A 16386-nucleotide genomic window follows, 5' to 3' on the forward strand; every position below is an offset into this window, starting at 1 on the left:
CCCATGATGCTGGAATCCATCCTTCAGGCGCTGACGCCTTACATTCTTCTGGTCACCCTTGCCGGCGTGTCGCTCGGTATCGTGTGGGGCGCAATGCCGGGCCTTTCGACGACTATGGCGATGGCCCTGCTCATCGGCCTTTCGGCCAGCATGGACCAGGCAACCGCCATCTCCTTCATGCTCGGCGTCTACACCGGCAGCGTCTTCGGCGGCGCGATCTCGGCGGTGCTCATCAATATTCCGGGAACGCCCGACGCCGTTCCGACCATGATCGAGGGGCACCAGCTTGCAAGGAGAGGCGAAGGCGGCAAGGCGCTGGGCATGGCCATCGGCGCCTCGTTCATCGGCAACTGGGTCGGCATTCTGCTGCTCATCGGTTTCATTCCGCTGATCCTCGCCTTCGCCCTGCATTTCCGGTCATGGGAAATGTTCCTGCTCGCGGTCATCGGCATCACCGTCAGCGGCTCGATGTCCGCCGGCAGCCTGCCGCTCAAGGGCTGGATCGCCGGCTGGCTCGGCCTGCTCGTCGCCTTTGTCGGCATCGATCCCATCCACGGCGTACCGCGCTTCACCTTCGGCACGCTCGAGCTGATGGACGGCATCAACTATGTCGCGGTGCTCATCGGCCTGTTCGGTCTTGCCGAAGTTCTTCGTGTGCTGCCGCAGCGCCAGCACTACTCCATTCCCTCAGAGGTCGGCCGTGTCATGCCGTCGCTGGGCATGCTGCTGCGCTATTTCCGCACCGCCGTCCGATCCGGCATTATCGGCACCCTGATCGGCGCGATCCCCGGTGCCGGTGCCAATGTGGCATCGTTCCTGTCCTACGATATCGGCCGGCGCAGGGCCAAACCCGAGGAGCGCAAGAAATGGGGCAAGGGCAGCTATGAGGCGATTGTCAGTTCGGAAGTCGCCAACAACGCCAATATCGGCGGATCCATGCTGCCCATGCTGGCGCTGGGCATTCCGGGCAATGCCGCCGCGGCCGCGCTGCTCGCCGCCCTCACCCTGAAGAACATCGTGGTCGGACCGACCATCGAGATCGATCATCCGGGCCTGATCTACTTCATCTATTCGGCGCTGATTGTCGCCAATATCCTGATGTACGGGGCGGCGATCGCGCTGATCAAACCCTGCGTGAAACTGTTCAGCCTGCCGCGCGGGTTGCTTCTGCCGCTCATCATCCCGATCTGCGTCATCGGTGCCTACGCGGTGCGGCTCAGCATGTTCGACGTGTGGATCATGTTCGGCGCCGGCATTGCCGGCTACATCCTGCATGCATTCCGCTTCCCGACGGCTCCGGTCGTTCTCGGCGTCATTCTCGGGCCCCTTGCCGACGAGAATTTGCGCCGCGCCATGCTGCTCTTCGAGGACAAGTCCTTCGGCTTCGTCCTGTCGCAATATTTCGGCACATTCCTGCTTATCGCCCTTTGCGTCATCTTCGCCGAGGGCCTCATCCGCGCACGGCGCAACAGAAACCCGGTTGGAGGTGTTGGTGACTGAGAAACGGAAGGAAATCGGCCTGGCGATCATCGGCTGCGGCACGATCGGACGCATTCGCGCGGAACTGGCCCGCGCCTATCCCGGTGTCGGCTGGATCGGCTTGTGCGACATCAAGTCCGATATCGGCGAAAAACTGCGCGACGATGTCAAAGCCGATTTCTTCACCACCGATTTCCGCGAGCTGCTCGCCCGCCCGGAAGTGACCGCCGCGATCATCGCGACGGACGAGAACTTCCACACCGACCCGACACTCGCCGCCGTCGAGCGCGGCCTTGACCTCTTCATCGAAAAACCGCTGGCGACCGACGCACGCCAGTCGCAGCAGATCCTCGACGCAATCAATGCCGCCGGCGTCGATGCCGTCGTCGGCTATACGCAGCGTTTCCGCCGCCGCTTCCTGGCGGTCAAGGAGCGGCTGGTGACCGGCCAGATCGGCGACGTGACATCGGTCGTTACGCGCGCCTTCATGAACCGCATGGTGCCCATCGCAACTGTCAGCCGCACCCAGGACCGGGCGAACCTGACACCGATGGTCGTCTCCGGCACCCATAGCCTCGACATGTGCATGTGGCTGATGGAAGGCAAGAAGCCGGTCTCGGTCTATGCCCAGTCCTGCGATGCGGCGCTCGGCAAATGGGGCACCAAGGATTCCACCTTCGGCATCTTCACCATGGATGACGGCACAATCTGGAGCATGAACATCTCCTGGGCCCTGCCGGTTGTCTGGCCCGGCGCGGTCTACGGCATCGAGATCGGCATTGTCGGCACCAAGGGCGTCATCGATATCGAGGACACGCACCGCGATGTGGTTCTGGCGACGGAGGTGGCGCAGGGCGCCGGCTACGCGCCGGAAGGCTTCGATCCCGGCGCGCCGCGCCACGTCGACTTCCTGACCAGCTATCCGCCCGGCGACCTGCATGACAACCAGCTCTGGGGGCCGATGCGCGAGGAAACCAATGCCTGGTACCAGCGCGTCTATACCGGCCAGCGCACGCCGCACGCCACGGCAACGGACGGCCACAACAACCTGCTCCTGACCATGGCGATGGACCTTTCGGCCAAGCGCGGACGGCCGGTCGAACTTCCCGCCGATCCGGACGAGTTGATGCGGGAACTCGTCTGATGGCAGCAATCCCGCTGAAATTCGGCGGTTATCAAGGGCCGGCCTCGGTACACACCCGAGGGGGACATGTTTTCGGCAACGCCCTGTCCGAGGAACTCGGCGGATCGATCGATTTCTCCTTCGACAGCAATATCGTGGAACGCGGGCAAAAGGCCTCGGACCTTCTTTCCATGGTGGAATCCGGCACGCTCGACGCCTGCTACTTCTCCTCCAGCTACCTGGCCTCGCGGGTGCCGGAACTTGGCATTTTCGACCAGCACTTCATCGTGCCGGACCGGACCCGCGCCTATGCGGTGCTCGACGGCGCGCTGGGCCTAGAACTGGCCGGGCTGATGCAGGAAAAGACCGGATTTGCGGTGCTCGATTTCTGGGACAATGGCTTTCGCCATATCTCGAATGGCAAAGGACCGCTCCTCGCCCCGCAGGATTGCGCGGGCCTCCAGATCCGAACGCTCGCCAACGACAATCACCAGCGCGTCTTCCGCGCCCTCGGCTTCGAACCGAAAACCATCGACGTGCGCGACCTGCCGGCTGCGGTGGCGGACGGAACAGTGGACGCGCAGGAAAACCCGCTGACCAACATCTACAATTTCGGCCTTCACAAACACCACAAGCATATCACGCTGACCCGCCACCTGATCGGCGTCGCGATGGTGCTCTTCAACAAGGACGCGGTGAATGCCTGGCCCTCGGACTTCAGGGAAGGCGTTCAGCGGGCGCTGCGCAAGGCAACGCTTGCCCAGCGTGGCTTCGCGGAAGAGGATGATGTCGTCTGCGCGGAAAAACTTATCGCCGAGGGCGTCGAGATCAGCGAACTCGGCGGTGACCAAAGGCGCGCCTTTGTCGATGCGACAGCCGACGAGGTGGCGAAAACGCGCGCGCAATTCGATGCAAGGTTGATCGGCCTGTTCGACGAGGACCTAGCGGGCAGGTAAGGCATCCCCCACCGGCTCGGGCATGCCGGCGTTCAGGCGTCTGCCATCCAGCGGCTCACCGCCCTGCCCCAATCGACAACCGCATCCGCCTCGGCCGGCAGCAGGGCCGCCAGATCGCCGGCGAATTCCTCGAAGGCCGGCTCATAGGTGTCGCGCACGGCGGTCAGCACCGGTATGCCGCGCTCGAGCGCCTTTTCGATGACAACGCGGAAACCGTGACCATCGGATTCGCCCTTGCCGAAGCGGTTGAGGACGAGAAGATCGACATTCTCTTCCAGCGTGCCGACGAGATCGCCGCATACACCGGCAAGCGCCTGCGGATCGAGCTTGCATCCGCGCGAGCCGGCACCGAGCGCCTGCGAAATCCGGTGCCGTTGACCCGTTTCGATATCTTCCAGATAGGTGATGTCGCAACAGGTGCTGGGATCCGGTGTCTCCCGCTGCACGTAGCCGGCAATGCGCAGGCCCTCCGCGCGCAACGCGGCAATCGCCGCGTCGAACACGCCGTCCACATGAAAATCCTTGCCGAAACGGATGGCCGCCAGTCGCCGCGCGGTCTTGTCTGTCATTGGAAACTCCGTTGCATCACAACAGCTTACACATTTGCGCGCAAAGGCAAATGGGCCAAATTGCCGCCGATCGATAAAGGCTCAGGCATGACCCTGCCCAACCCAGTCGCTGTCCGCTTCGCCCGTCGCACCAGAAAGTCCCTTGCATCCGCATTCCAGGTCACGCAACAGCCCGTCATTGAGTCCGTAGACCCAGCCATGGATGGCCAGTTCCTTGCCGCGGCTCCAGGCCGAGCGAATGATCGGCGTCCGCGACAGGCTTTCCACCTGCGCCGCGATGCTCATCTCGCAAAGCCTGTTGAGGCGCGTATCGGGGTCGCCGATCTTCTCCAGTTCCTCGGCACATTGATCGGCCGTGTCCCGCACCGGCTGAAGCCAGTGGTCGATTATGCCGTGCCGGTGTCCGTCCATGGCCGCGCGCACGCCGCCGCAGCCATAATGCCCGCACACGATTATATGTTTTATTTCAAGGCTTTCCACCGCGTATTCAAGAACCGACAGCAGGTTGATATCGCCCCGGTGCACAAGGTTCGCGACATTGCGGTGCACGAACACCTCGCCCGGCTCCAGGCCGGTGATCACATTGGCCGGCACACGGCTGTCCGAACAGCCGATCCACAGATAATCCGGGCGCTGCAAGGCCGAAAGCCGACTGAAATAATCCGGGTCCTGTCGTTGTTTTTCGGTGGCCCATTGGATGTTGTGATCGAGCAGGTCAGACAGCATGTTTCTTCTCCGGATAGTCGATACCGCGGCGCGCCGCCATGCGGCGCCCCAGATTGCGCAGGTCGTCATCGTTCAGACGCGCCCTGGCGAGTGGCATGACAATAGCATTTTCGACGATCAGATGCCTCCTTTCACCTGCGGCGAAGCGCTTGAGGAGCGCCGCGAACTCCGCGTCCGGAAAATCCGCGCGCCTCGTTTCAAGGGCCTGTGCCAATCCCTCGACAATCCGTTCCGCGTCGTCGTGGTCCGAAGCGTGTTCGAGGCTCAAGGCGCCAAGCACCATGTTTATGTCGTCCTCGGGAAGCGCCCGTCGGCGCAGCAATGGAAACAGGTCCTCTTCCTCATCGATGACGTGGAGGCCGAAATCGGATTTCATGAAACGCAGAACCGCTTCGGCCATCTCGCGATCGAAATCGTCCGCGTTGGCCAGGTCCTCCACCGCCTTGCAGAGGGAGCGCTGCCGGAAATGATCGGACAGGATGTAGTCAAGCGGCGCAAGAAGCTGTGCGACAGGCGGCGGCTCGCCGAGTGCGGCGATTGCCAGCTTGCGTGCTTGAGCCAGCCTGTCCATGCATCATGTCCTATTGAACCAGCGGCCCCTCGCCGGCCTTGAGGCTGACACCTTTAATGTCGGCCTTGCCGGCCAGAATGGCGATATATTGCGATACGGCCTTTGACCATGCAGCGGCTTCCAGCCAAGTGGCGATGCGTTCACGTACAAGCTCAAAGGGCAGCAACTCGCCCGGTTCCCTGCGGCCGAGTGCGATGATGTGGTAGCCGAACCGGCTTTCCACCGGAACCGGCGAGATCGCGCCTGGTTTCATCCGTTCGATCGCCCGTTCGAATTCGGGCACGGTGCTGCCGCGAGTCAACTGCCCGAGATTGCCGCCCTGTTCGCGGGACGGACAGGCGGAATGCTCCCGTGCCAGGTCGGCAAAATCTTGCCGCCTGTCCGCGAGGTGGTCGCAGAGCCGCTGTGCCAGCGCAGATGCTGCCTTCCGCGCCGCGCCGTCTTCGGGCGCCGCTGCCAGCAGAATATGCCGCGCCTCGACGATCGGCTGCGACGAAAACCGGTCCGGGTTCTGTTCATAGAAACGCCGGCACTCCGCCTCACCCGCCGAGGGCACGTCCACTTCCCGGTCGATCAGAAGACGTATGGCTGCGTCCCGCTCGGTTTCCGGGCGCCCGTCCTTGTCGCGATCCGGTTCGACGGCAATCCCGAGACGCCGGGCTTCCTGCCAGAGGAGCTCGCGCACCACCAGGGCGCGGGCCGCTTCCGCGAGCGCGCCGCCCGGATTTTCCGCCGGATGGTTCTGGGCCTCGGCCAGGAGCTCGGTCTCGGCGATCGCAACCCCGTTGACGCTGATCTCGCGCGTCACCGGTCCCGCCTTGGGCGGGATCGACGTGTCCGGTTCCTGATAGCTCGTGTAACCCTCGCCGTCCGGCCGCGGCGCAACCGCGGCCGGTTCGATGGACGGATTCCTGTAGACGATCGCCATCACTTACTCCGCCGGTATGCGGTTTGGCGCTTCGCGCCGGTTGCGCTCGCGCACCACCTGGTATCCCGGCCGCCACATGTAACGAACGGGCACACTCAGCATGTGTACGAGCCGTGAGAACGGGAAGATCAGGAAGATCGTCAGTCCAAGCAGGATATGCACCTGATAGGGCCAGGCCTGCGCGGCGACGAGCTCGGCGGTCCCGTCAATGCGGAGCGTGAGAATGCGCTGCGCCCATTCGGACAGCGCCAGCATGACCGATCCGTCCGTATGCTGCAGCGAATAAGGTACCGTGATCAGGCCAAGCGTGAGCTGTATCCACAAGATCACCAGGATCGCATTGTCGGCAAAGGTGGAGGTTGCGCGGATGCGCGGATCGAAGAACCTCCGGTGTATCAGCATTGTCAGCCCGATGAAGCAGACGATACCGGCGATCGATCCGGCGATGATTGCCAGCAACTGCTTGGCCTCGGCCGAAATGAAGTGTTCGTAGACAAAGTGTGGGGTCAAAAGACCGACGAAATGGCCGAAAAACAGGAACAGCACGCCCACATGGAACAGCACCGAGCCCCAGACAAGCTGCCGCCGGCGCAGCAGCTGCGATGAACCCGACCGCCAGCTATAGGGCTCGCGTTCATAGCGCAGGACGGAGCCGACGATCATGATCGCCAGCGCCACATAAGGGTAGACGGTAAAGAGCAGCGTATTGAGATAGTCCGACATGAAAGCCTCCGTTCAGGCGTTCGGCGCGGCAGCACCGCTGTCCGGCTTGCGTTGATGGGCGCGTAACTGACGTTGCAGGCGGTCCGGGCCGCAGGCATTCTCGCCGGCATTGCCGCCGAAGGTGACAACCTCTTCTTCCCAGACCCGGTCGAGTGCCTCCAGGTCGTCCGGATCATCCAGTGGCTCATTCAGAAGATCGTCGAGCAACGCCCGGTCGGGCTTTCCCCCGGCAATCAGCTCCAGCGCCGCGAAGGCGTTGGCGTAGATCGACTTGCGCTTCTTCAGCCGCTCGCGGAGAGCCGTCAGAATATGCGCCGTCTGCCCGAGGAGTTCGCAGGCCTCCGCCTCCGGTTTGGTCGACAGGAATTCCAGGAACATCGGCAGGTAATCCGGCAGTTCCTTGACGCCGATCTCGAAGCCGGCCTTGCGGTACATGTCCATCAGGTCGACCATGGCGCCGCCCCGGTCACGGCTTTCGCCATGCACATGTTCGAACAGATGCAGCGAAAGGGTCCGCGTGCGGTCGAAAAGATGGACGTAACGCTCCTGCGCGTCATAGAGATCGCGCCCGGCGATATCGTCACACAACCGCTTGAGAAACAGTTTCTCGCGATCCCCGAGGCCGGTATCGCCCATGACGGCGGCCTTCAGTTCGGGAATAGCGTCGACCAGTTCCTGCGTCGGATAGGTCAGCAGCAGCGAAATGACTTTGAGGGTTCTGTTCATCAGACCTGCTCCTTGAAACGATCGGTCGGTGTCTGCGTGGTGCGCGTGCGTTTGACACCGAAGAGATCGGACTCCGCCGGGCCGACCGTGCACCCGTTGCCGAAGGAAAAGCCGCAGGAGCCGCGCACGTCATAGGCGTCTTCGCTGATTTCGCGGTGCGTCGTCGGAATGACGAAGCGATCCTCGTAATTGGCGATCGCCATGATCCGGTACATGTCCTCGATCATCGCGCCGGTCAGGCCGACCTTTTCGGCCACCACCTCGTCGATGACGCCGTCGATCGTCTTGGCCCGCATATAGGCGCGCATGGCAAGCATGCGCTCCAGCGCTGAAACAACCGGCGCTTCCTTGCCGGCGGTCAGGAGATTGGCGAGGTAACGCACCGGAATGCGCAACGACTTGACGTCGGGCATCTCACCATCGACGCCGATCTTGCCGGCTTCCGCCGCGGACTGCAGCGGCGACAGCGGCGGGATGTACCAGACCATCGGCAGCGTCCGGTATTCCGGATGCAGCGGGAACGCCACTTTCCAGTCCATCGCCATCTTGTAGACAGGCGATTTCTTCGCTGCTTCCAGCCAGTCGTCCGGAACACCGTCCTTCCTGGCCTGTTCGATGACCTTCGGATCGTTCGGATCGAGGAAGACTTTCAGTTGTTCTTCGTAAAGATCCCGCTCGTCGGAGGTTGCCGCCGCATCGCCGATCCGGTCTGCATCGTAGAGCACGACGCCAAGATAACGGATGCGCCCGACGCAGGTTTCGGAACACACGGTCGGCTGTCCGCTCTCGATGCGCGGATAGCAGAACACGCATTTTTCGGATTTGCCGGAAGACCAGTTGTAGTAGATCTTCTTGTATGGACAGCCCGAGACGCACATGCGCCAGCCGCGGCATTTCTCCTGGTCGATCAGCACGATGCCGTCATCCTCGCGCTTGTAGATCGCACCCGATGGACAGGCCGCGACGCAGGCCGGGTTGAGACAGTGCTCGCACAGCCGCGGCAGATACATCATGAAGGTGTTCTCGAATTCGCCGTAGATTTCCTTCTCGACGCCCTCGAAATTGGTGTCCTTCGACCGCTTGGAGAACTCGCCGCCGAGGATTTCCTCCCAGTTCGGCCCCCACTCGATCTTCTCCATGCGCTCGCCGCTGACCATGGAGCGCGGCCGCGCCGTGGGCATGGTCTGGCTTTCGCCGGCGGTCTGCAGATGGCCGTAGTCGAAATCGAAGGGCTCGTAGTAGTCGTCGATCTCCGGCAGGTCCGGATTGGCGAAGATCTTCGCGAGAATGCGCCATTTCGGGCCCATCTTCGGCTGGATCTTGCCGTTGGCCTTGCGTTCCCAGCCACCGTTCCACTTCTTCTGGTTTTCCCATTCCTTGGGATAGCCGACGCCGGGCTTGGTCTCGACATTGTTGAACCAGGCGTATTCGACGCCCTCGCGGTTCGTCCAGACATTCTTGCAGGTGACGGAGCAGGTGTGGCACCCGATGCATTTGTCGAGGTTCAGCACCATGCCGATTTGTGCGCGGATTTTCATTCTGCCGCCTCCGTATTCGGTGAAACCGGACCCGCATAAGGCCCTTCCATCCAGTCGACCTTGTCGAGCTTGTGCACGACGACGAACTCGTCGCGGTTGGCGCCGACCGTGCCGTAGTAGTTGAAGCCGTAGGACTGCTGGGCGTAGCCGCCGATCATGTGCGTCGGCTTGGTAATCGCCCGCGTGACGGAATTGTGGATGCCGCCGCGCTGCCCTGTGAGCTGTGAGCCGGGCGTGTTCACGATCTTCTCCTGGGCGTGGTACATGAAGATGGTTCCATCCTTCATGCGCTGCGAGACCACGGCCCTGGCGACGATCGCGCCATTGACGTTGAACACCTCGACCCAGTCATTGTCGACAATGTCGGCCTTCTTCGCATCGGTTTCGGAAATCCACACGACCGGACCGCCGCGATTGAGCGTCAGCATCATCAGATTGTCCGAATAGGTCGAATGGATGCCCCATTTCTGGTGCGGGGTGATGAAGTTCAGCACCACCTGCGGCTTGCCCGAGGATTTCGCCTCGATCACCGGATTGATCGTCTTGGTGTCGATAGGCGGGCGGTAGAGGCAGAAGGCCTCGCCGAAGGCCCGCATCCACAGATGATCCTGGTAGAGCTGCTGGCGGCCGGTGATGGTGCGCCATGGGATCAGTTCGTGGACATTGGTATAGCCGGCATTGTAGCAGACCTTCTCCGATTCCAGGCCCGACCAGGTCGGCGAGGAGATGATCTTGCGCGGCTGCGAGACGACATCCCGGAAGCGGATCTTCTCGTCTTCCTTGGGCATGGCGAGATGGGTGTGGTCGCGGCCGGTGTTCTTCGACAGCGCTTCCCAAGCCTTGACCGCCACTTCGCCATTCGTCTCCGGCGCCAGCGACAGGATCACTTCCGTCGCGTCGATGTCGGTCTCGATCTTGGGCCGGCCCTTTGTCGGCCCCTCATCATCGACCACGCCGTTGAGACGGCCGAGCAGATCGACCTCGTGCTCGGTGTTCCAGGAAATGCCCTTGCCGCCATTGCCGAGCTTGTCCATCAACGGGCCGAGCGCCGTGAAACGCTTGTAAAGATTGGGATAATCCCGCTCGACGACGGCCACCGCCGGCATGGTCTTGCCGGGCACGGGCTCGGCCTCGTCCTTCTTCCAGTCCTTGACATCGAGCGGCTGGGCAAGTTCGCCCGGCGTATCGTGCAGGATGGGGACCAGAACGACATCCTTTTCAACGCCGAGAATCTCGGGCGCAACTTCCGAGAACTTCTCGGCAATGCCCTTGAAGATGTCCCAGTCGCTGCGCGCGTCCCAGGCGGGATCCGCCGCGCTGGTCAGCGGATGGATGAACGGATGCATGTCCGACGTGTTGAGGTCGTTCTTCTCGTACCAGGTGGCCGTCGGCAACACGATGTCCGAATAGACGCAGGTCGTCGACATGCGGAAATCGAGCGTGACCAGCAGGTCGAGCTTTCCTTCCGGCGCCTCGTCGTGCCAGACCGCTTCCTTCGCGCGCTGGCGCCCCTCGTCGCCAAGGTCCTTGCCCATGACGCCGTGGCTGGTGCCAAGCAGGTGCTTGAGGAAATACTCATGCCCCTTGCCGGACGAGCCGAGCAGGTTGGAGCGCCAGACGAAGAGGTTGCGCGGCCAGTTGGCTGCATCGTCCGGGTCCTCGCAGGACATGTGCAGCCGGCCGGATTTCAGTTCCTCGGCCACATAGTCCTTGGCCTCCTTGCCGGCCTCGCCCGCGGCCTTGGCGACCTCCAGCGGATTGGTCCTGAGCTGCGGCGCCGACGGCAGCCAGCCCATGCGCTCGGCACGGATATTGTAGTCGATCAGCGTACCGTCCCACGGACCTTCCGGTGCCGTCGGCGACAGGATTTCCTCCACCTGCAGCGTCTCGTAGCGCCACTGGTCGGTATGCGCATAGAAGAACGAGGTCGAGTTCATCTGCCTCGGGGGGCGGCCCCAGTCGAGGGCAAATGCGAGCGGCAACCAGCCGGTCTGCGGGCGCAGCTTTTCCTGGCCGACATAGTGGCTCCAGCCACCGCCGGACTGGCCGACACAGCCGCACATGACCAGGAGATTGATGATCCCCCGGTAGTTCATGTCCATGTGGTACCAGTGGTTCAGGCCCGCCCCGAGAATGACCATGGACCTGCCATTGGTCTTTTCCGCGTTTCTTGCGAATTCGCGCGCGACCGTGATGATCTGCTCACGCGGCACGCCGGTAATCTTCTCGGCCCATGCCGGGGTGTAAGGCAGCTCGTCGTCGAAGGACTTCGCTGAATTGCTGTCTTCAAGACCCCGGTCGAGACCGTAATTGGCAACGAACAGGTCGAAGACCGTGGCGACCAGCGTTTCGCCCTCGGCGAGCTTCAGTTTCCTGGCCGGAACCGAACGCACGAGGACGCTGTCATGGTCCGTGCCTTCGAAATGGTCGTGCTCGCGGTTGCCGAAATAGGGAAACGCGACATTGGCGATCTGGTCGTGGTCGGTGTCGAGGATCAGGCTCATGCCGAGTTCGACATCCCTGCCCTTGCCGTCCTTGGCCTCGAGGTTCCACTTGCCCTGTTCGCCCCAACGGTAGCCGATCGAGCCGTTCGGAGCGACGACCTCGCCGGTCTTCTCGTCGATGGCGACCGTCTTCCATTCCGGATTGTTTTCCTCGCCCAGACCGTCCTTGAAATCGGACGCGCGGACCAGCCGCTCCGGCACATAGTTGCCGTCCTTCTTCACCAGACGCACCAGCATCGGCATGTCGGTGTAGCGCCGGCAGTAATCCTCGAAATATTCGGCCTGGCGGTCGAGATGGAACTCGCGCAGGATCACATGGCCCATCGCCATGGCGAGCGCCGCGTCGGTGCCCTGCTTGGGATGCAGCCACATGTCGGAGAATTTCGCCGCTTCCGAATAATCCGGCGACACGACCACGGATTTGGCGCCCTTGTAGCGCACCTCCGTGTAGAAATGCGCATCGGGCGTGCGCGTCTGCGGAACGTTCGAGCCCCACAGCATCAGGAAACCGGAATTGTACCAGTCGGCCGATTCGGGAACGTCGGTCTGCTCGCCCCAGGTCATCGGCGACGACGGCGGCAGGTCGCAATACCAGTCATAGAACGACATGCACACGCCGCCGAGCAGCGACAGGTAGCGCGAGCCGGCAGCGTAGGAAATCATCGACATGGCCGGGATCGGCGAGAAACCGATCACCCGGTCCGGGCCCCAGCGCCGCGCCGTATAGGCGTTGGCCGCGGCGATCATCTCGTTGACCTCGTCCCAGGTGGCGCGAACGAAACCGCCCAGTCCGCGCATGCGGACATATTCCGCTCGCTTGGCCGGATCTTCCTGGATCGCCGCCCAGGCGCCCACCGGCGTCTTCAGCGTCCGCTCCCTGCGCCACAGCTTCAGCAGTCTGGAGCGGATCAGCGGATGTTTCACGCGGTTGGCCGAATACATGTACCAGCTGTAGCTGGCGCCGCGCGAGCAGCCGCGCGGCTCGTGATTGGGAAGGTCCGGCCGGGTGCGCGGATAGTCCGTCTGCTGGGTCTCCCAGGTGACGATCCCGCCCTTCACGTAGATTTTCCAGGAACATGATCCGGTGCAGTTGGCACCGTGTGTGGAGCGCACGACCTTGTCGTGCTGCCAGCGCGCCCGGTAGCTGTCCTCCCAGTCGCGGGATTCATTGGTGGTGACGCCATGGCCGTCGGAAAACGTGCCTGTTTTCGTCGGCGCCAGGAAATTCAGCCGGTCAAGGAGATGGCTCATGGGTGTTCTCCGGTTTCGATTGCGGCGGGCACGCCTCCGCGCCCGCCGGGTAGCATTTCGTCAGCTCACGGGTTCTTCACGTAGGCATTCTTGCGCAGGTAGAACCACCAGTTGATGATGATGCAGACCATGTAGAAGGCGGCGAAGCCGTAGAGCGCCAGTTCGGGCGTCGCCAGCTTGATCTGCTCGCCCAGCACCTTCGGGATGATGAAGGCGCCGTAGGCGGCAACCGCCGAGGTCCAGCCAAGAACCGGACCGGCCTGCTCCTTGTCGAACACGACAGCGATGGTGCGGAAGGTCGAACCGTTTCCGATGCCGGTGGCCGTGAACAGGATCAGGAACAGGATCAGGAAGGGAACGAAATAGTCTTCCGGCGTAGCCGAGGCATAGGCCTGCTGCATGAAGTAGGCGACGCCCAGCGCGCTGGCGACCATGACGACCGAGATGATCTGGGTCACCTTCGCGCCGCCGATCTTGTCGGAGATCGATCCGCCGATAGGCCGGATCAGCGCGCCGATGAACGGCCCCATCCAGGCATACATGAGCGCGCTCGGCCCGTTGGGATTGACGGTATCGTGCGTCATCACGCCGTCGACCATGATGTGCTGGAAGCCGAAGATGACCTTGATGGCAAGCGCGAAGGCCGCCGAGTAACCGATGAACGATCCGAAGGTCATCGTGTAGATGACGGTCATCGCCCATGTGTGCTTGTTACCGAAGATCCGGTACTGGTGCTGCAGGTTCTTGCCGACCTGGCCCGGGATCATCCGCAGCAGCAGCACCGTCGCGGCGATGACGAGCGGCAGGACGATCCATTTGCTGACATCGAACCCCGATCCGCCGACATTTTCCGGCAGCATCAGCCACAGGCCGCAGGCGGCTGTGAACAGGCCGATAACCAGCATAAAGACAATGATGCCAAAGGCGCTGAACGGGTTGCCGATATCGGGTGAAACATGCTCGTCACGGATATTGTTCATGCCGAACCAGCCGGCAAAGGCGAGCGGGATCAGGAAGACCAGCCAGATGAAGCCGGCATTCTGGATGTAGGTGACGGTGCCGGCGGGGATCTTGCCGATCAGCGTGCCGGACGTGTTCTGAAGCACCATGCCCTCGCCGCCGAAGATGCCCATGGTCATGGCCAGCGGCACCAGGATCTGCATGGTGGTGACGCCGAAATTGCCGAGACCGGCATTCATGCCGAGCGAATAGCCCTGCATCTTCTTCGGAAAGAAGAAGCTGATATTGGACATGGACGAGGCGAAATTGCCGCCGCCGATGCCGGACAGGAAGGCAAGGATCTGAAACTGCCACAACGGCGTGTTCGGGTCCTGCAGCGCAAGGCCGGCGCCCGCCGCCGGGATCATCAGCAGTGCCGTGGTGAAGAAGATCGTATTGCGCCCGCCGGCAATGCGGATGAAGAAGGTGCTCGGGATACGCAGCGTCGCGCCGGTCAGGCCGGCGATCGCCGCAAGGGTAAAGAGTTCGGACTTTTCGAACGGAAAGCCCAGATTGAGCATCTGAACGGTGATGATGCCCCAGTAGAGCCACACGGCAAAGCCGCACAAAAGGCTGGGAATGGATATCCAGAGGTTCCTGTTCGCGATGGCTTTTCCGTCGCTTTTCCAGAACGCCTCATCTTCCGGGTTCCAGTTGCGTAAATCTTGTCCCACAAGTCATCTCCTGGTTAAGTTCAATGCGTGGACCTGGCGAGCGGAGGGCGTGTTCGCCCTCCACCGGTGTTCATTGCGCCGGTTCACGGGTCTTTTCCTGTCGGCTCCTGATGACGGCCATACCTTCTTCGAACTCCTTCATGGCCTTGTCGGCACGGGCACGAAGGGTCTCGATATTGGCCTCCACGAAGTTGGCTTTCTCTTCCTCTTCCTGTTCCGGGCTGAACCGGACGAAGAAAGCGAGGAAAGACGCGACGGTCACCACCATGCCGAGGATCAGGAACGCATCGTTCCAGTCGATGGCACCCTTGAACAGGAAGCCGGCAAGGACCGCTCCGGCGTTGCCGCCCGCGCCGACCACGCCTGCGACCGCGCCCAGCGCCTTCTTGTTGATGAAGGGAACGACCGAGTAGGTGGCGCCTTCAGCCATCTGGGTGAACAGCGAGAAGACGATCAGGGACGGAAGCGCCAGAAACAGGACGTTCATGCGTGAGAACAGCATGAGCGCGAGGCCCTCGCAGAACAGGCAGATAAACAGCCAGAACGCGCGGCCGCGCAGTCCCCAGAGCGCGCCGTAATTGTCGCCGAAAATGCCGCCAAGCGTTCTGGCGAAGATGTTCATCAGGCCGAAGCAGGCGGCCATCAGGCCGGCCTCGACGAGACCCAGATCAAAATAGTCGGCGAAATAGAGCGCGGCGGTGTTGTTGACGGTCAGTTCGATGCCGAAGCACGCGCCATAGATGACGAACAGGATCCAGACCCGGCCATCGGCCAGAGCCCGCCAGTAATTGCCCGTCACCGTCTTCTTGGCCGGCATCAGGCCCTTGGCGCGCAGTTCGCTGAAATTGCCGTCGGGCGCATCCTGTGTCCAGAAGTAGTAGGCAATGCCGGTACAGAAGATCGCCGCGCCGACAACCATCATCGACAGGCGCCAGCCGATCGCTTCGGAAAAGCCGAAGCCGAGCACGAAGACCGAGAAGATCAGCGGCATGACGAACTGCGTGACGCCGCCGCCGAGATTGCCCCAGCCGGCAGACGTGGCATTTGCCTGCCCGACCACATTGGGAGCGAACATGACGGAGGTATGGTACTGGGTGATGACGAAGGAGGCGCCGATGGCGCCGATCGCCAGGCGGAACAGCAAAAACGTCTCGAAATTATGGGCCAGGCCGATACCCATGACCGGGAAGGCGCCGAGCATAAGCAGGCCGGTATAGGTCAGCCTCGGCCCGATCCGGTCGCAAAGCCATCCGATAAGCAGGCGCGCGAAAATCGTGATGGCGACCGAACCGATGATCGTCCAGCCGACCTGATCCTTGGTAAGCTGCAGTTCGTCGCGAACCACTTTCATAAGCGGTGCAATGCCGAACCACGCGAAGAAGCAGAGAAAAAACGCGAACCACGTCATGTGGAACGTTCTGATTTGAACCATCGTCACCTTGAAGAAGTTTCCCCAAAGGCTCGTGGCTTTGTGCTGCAGTTCCATCGAAGTCCCCCGATGAAGTCGGATAATTGTCCCAGAACGGCCCGTGCAAAAACCTGATGCAGGGCTGCAGGGCGTAGAATTTACCCGCGCCTATTCTCTGGAATTGATCTAAATCAACGGCTTGGACGCTTGC

General features: G+C 62.0%; 13 protein-coding genes. 3 read left to right on the top strand and 10 right to left on the bottom strand.

Features of this window, described 5'->3' with window-relative positions; all coding sequences use genetic code 11:
• The first annotated feature begins 3 nt into the window (after nt 1-3).
• The 3 genes from OOZ53_RS03775 to OOZ53_RS03785 are packed head-to-tail and all read left to right on the top strand — an operon-like array spanning nt 4 to nt 3558.
• Nucleotides 4-1500: a tripartite tricarboxylate transporter permease gene (locus OOZ53_RS03775; RefSeq protein ID WP_271087983.1), complete on the top strand. Its 1497-nt coding sequence runs from the start codon at nt 4-6 to the stop codon at nt 1498-1500.
• Entirely contained in the window at nt 1493-2623 is a 1131-nt protein-coding gene (locus tag OOZ53_RS03780) for a Gfo/Idh/MocA family protein (protein WP_271087984.1), read from the top strand. The genes OOZ53_RS03775 and OOZ53_RS03780 overlap by 8 nt, the downstream gene beginning before the upstream one ends.
• Entirely contained in the window at nt 2623-3558 is a 936-nt protein-coding gene (locus OOZ53_RS03785) for a TRAP transporter substrate-binding protein (protein ID WP_271087985.1), read from the top strand. Before OOZ53_RS03780 ends, OOZ53_RS03785 begins: the two co-directional genes overlap by 1 nt.
• A 32-nt stretch (nt 3559-3590) precedes the next feature.
• Here the strand turns inward: OOZ53_RS03785 and OOZ53_RS03790 are convergent, their stop codons facing one another.
• The 10 genes from OOZ53_RS03790 to OOZ53_RS03835 form a co-directional block, all read right to left on the bottom strand.
• A complete protein-coding gene (locus OOZ53_RS03790; RefSeq protein ID WP_271087986.1) occupies nt 3591-4127 on the bottom strand; it encodes a DUF2478 domain-containing protein in 537 nt (178 codons plus the stop codon).
• A gap of 81 nt (nt 4128-4208) precedes the next feature.
• Nucleotides 4209-4853 carry a carbonic anhydrase gene (locus OOZ53_RS03795; RefSeq protein WP_271087987.1) on the bottom strand — a complete coding sequence of 215 codons (645 nt, stop codon included), beginning with the start codon at nt 4851-4853 and terminating at the stop codon, nt 4209-4211.
• On the bottom strand, nt 4843-5424 hold the full coding sequence (locus tag OOZ53_RS03800; protein ID WP_271087988.1) for a hemerythrin domain-containing protein: 582 nt from the start codon (nt 5422-5424) through the stop codon (nt 4843-4845). Before OOZ53_RS03800 ends, OOZ53_RS03795 begins: the two co-directional genes overlap by 11 nt.
• Nucleotides 5425-5434: 10 nt before the next feature.
• Nucleotides 5435-6352 carry a peptidylprolyl isomerase gene (locus tag OOZ53_RS03805; protein WP_271087989.1) on the bottom strand — a complete coding sequence of 306 codons (918 nt, stop codon included), beginning with the start codon at nt 6350-6352 and terminating at the stop codon, nt 5435-5437.
• A gap of 3 nt (nt 6353-6355) precedes the next feature.
• On the bottom strand, nt 6356-7075 hold the full coding sequence (gene narI, locus OOZ53_RS03810; RefSeq protein WP_271087990.1) for a respiratory nitrate reductase subunit gamma: 720 nt from the start codon (nt 7073-7075) through the stop codon (nt 6356-6358).
• Nucleotides 7076-7087: 12 nt separating this feature from the next.
• Nucleotides 7088-7801 carry a nitrate reductase molybdenum cofactor assembly chaperone gene (gene narJ / locus OOZ53_RS03815; protein WP_271087991.1) on the bottom strand — a complete coding sequence of 238 codons (714 nt, stop codon included), beginning with the start codon at nt 7799-7801 and terminating at the stop codon, nt 7088-7090.
• Nucleotides 7801-9339, bottom strand: coding sequence for a nitrate reductase subunit beta (gene narH / locus OOZ53_RS03820; protein ID WP_271087992.1), 1539 nt, complete (start codon nt 9337-9339; stop codon nt 7801-7803). Before narH ends, narJ begins: the two co-directional genes overlap by 1 nt.
• Complete coding sequence (locus tag OOZ53_RS03825) at nt 9336-13094, bottom strand: nitrate reductase subunit alpha (RefSeq protein WP_271087993.1); 3759 nt, start codon at nt 13092-13094, stop codon at nt 9336-9338. The genes narH and OOZ53_RS03825 overlap by 4 nt, the downstream gene beginning before the upstream one ends.
• A gap of 65 nt (nt 13095-13159) precedes the next feature.
• The gene (locus OOZ53_RS03830) at nt 13160-14767 is read right to left on the bottom strand and encodes an MFS transporter (RefSeq protein WP_271087994.1); all 1608 of its coding nucleotides are present in this window, start codon (nt 14765-14767) and stop codon (nt 13160-13162) included.
• Nucleotides 14768-14837: 70 nt separating this feature from the next.
• Nucleotides 14838-16253 (bottom strand): MFS transporter, encoded by a 1416-nt coding sequence (locus OOZ53_RS03835; RefSeq protein WP_271087995.1) that lies wholly within the window; start codon nt 16251-16253, stop codon nt 14838-14840.
• Between the last annotated feature and the right edge of the window lie 133 nt (nt 16254-16386).

This window comes from Allohoeflea poritis (genome assembly GCF_027889715.1).
GTDB classification, from domain to species: Bacteria; Pseudomonadota; Alphaproteobacteria; order Rhizobiales; family Rhizobiaceae; genus Hoeflea_A; species Hoeflea_A poritis.

Excerpts from the sequence above, each read along its gene's own strand:
- OOZ53_RS03800 (WP_271087988.1), bottom strand. The coding sequence starts at position 5,424 with ATGGACAGGCTGGCTCAAGCACGCAAGCTGGCAATCGCCGCACTCGGC.
- OOZ53_RS03785 (WP_271087985.1), top strand. The coding sequence starts at position 2,623 with ATGGCAGCAATCCCGCTGAAATTCGGCGGTTATCAAGGGCCGGCCTCG.
- OOZ53_RS03775 (WP_271087983.1), top strand. The coding sequence starts at position 4 with ATGATGCTGGAATCCATCCTTCAGGCGCTGACGCCTTACATTCTTCTG.
- OOZ53_RS03825 (WP_271087993.1), bottom strand. The coding sequence starts at position 13,094 with ATGAGCCATCTCCTTGACCGGCTGAATTTCCTGGCGCCGACGAAAACA.
- narJ (WP_271087991.1), bottom strand. The coding sequence starts at position 7,801 with ATGAACAGAACCCTCAAAGTCATTTCGCTGCTGCTGACCTATCCGACG.
- narI (WP_271087990.1), bottom strand. The coding sequence starts at position 7,075 with ATGTCGGACTATCTCAATACGCTGCTCTTTACCGTCTACCCTTATGTG.
- narH (WP_271087992.1), bottom strand. The coding sequence starts at position 9,339 with ATGAAAATCCGCGCACAAATCGGCATGGTGCTGAACCTCGACAAATGC.
- OOZ53_RS03790 (WP_271087986.1), bottom strand. The coding sequence starts at position 4,127 with ATGACAGACAAGACCGCGCGGCGACTGGCGGCCATCCGTTTCGGCAAG.
- OOZ53_RS03835 (WP_271087995.1), bottom strand. The coding sequence starts at position 16,253 with ATGGAACTGCAGCACAAAGCCACGAGCCTTTGGGGAAACTTCTTCAAG.
- OOZ53_RS03805 (WP_271087989.1), bottom strand. The coding sequence starts at position 6,352 with ATGGCGATCGTCTACAGGAATCCGTCCATCGAACCGGCCGCGGTTGCG.
- OOZ53_RS03795 (WP_271087987.1), bottom strand. The coding sequence starts at position 4,853 with ATGCTGTCTGACCTGCTCGATCACAACATCCAATGGGCCACCGAAAAA.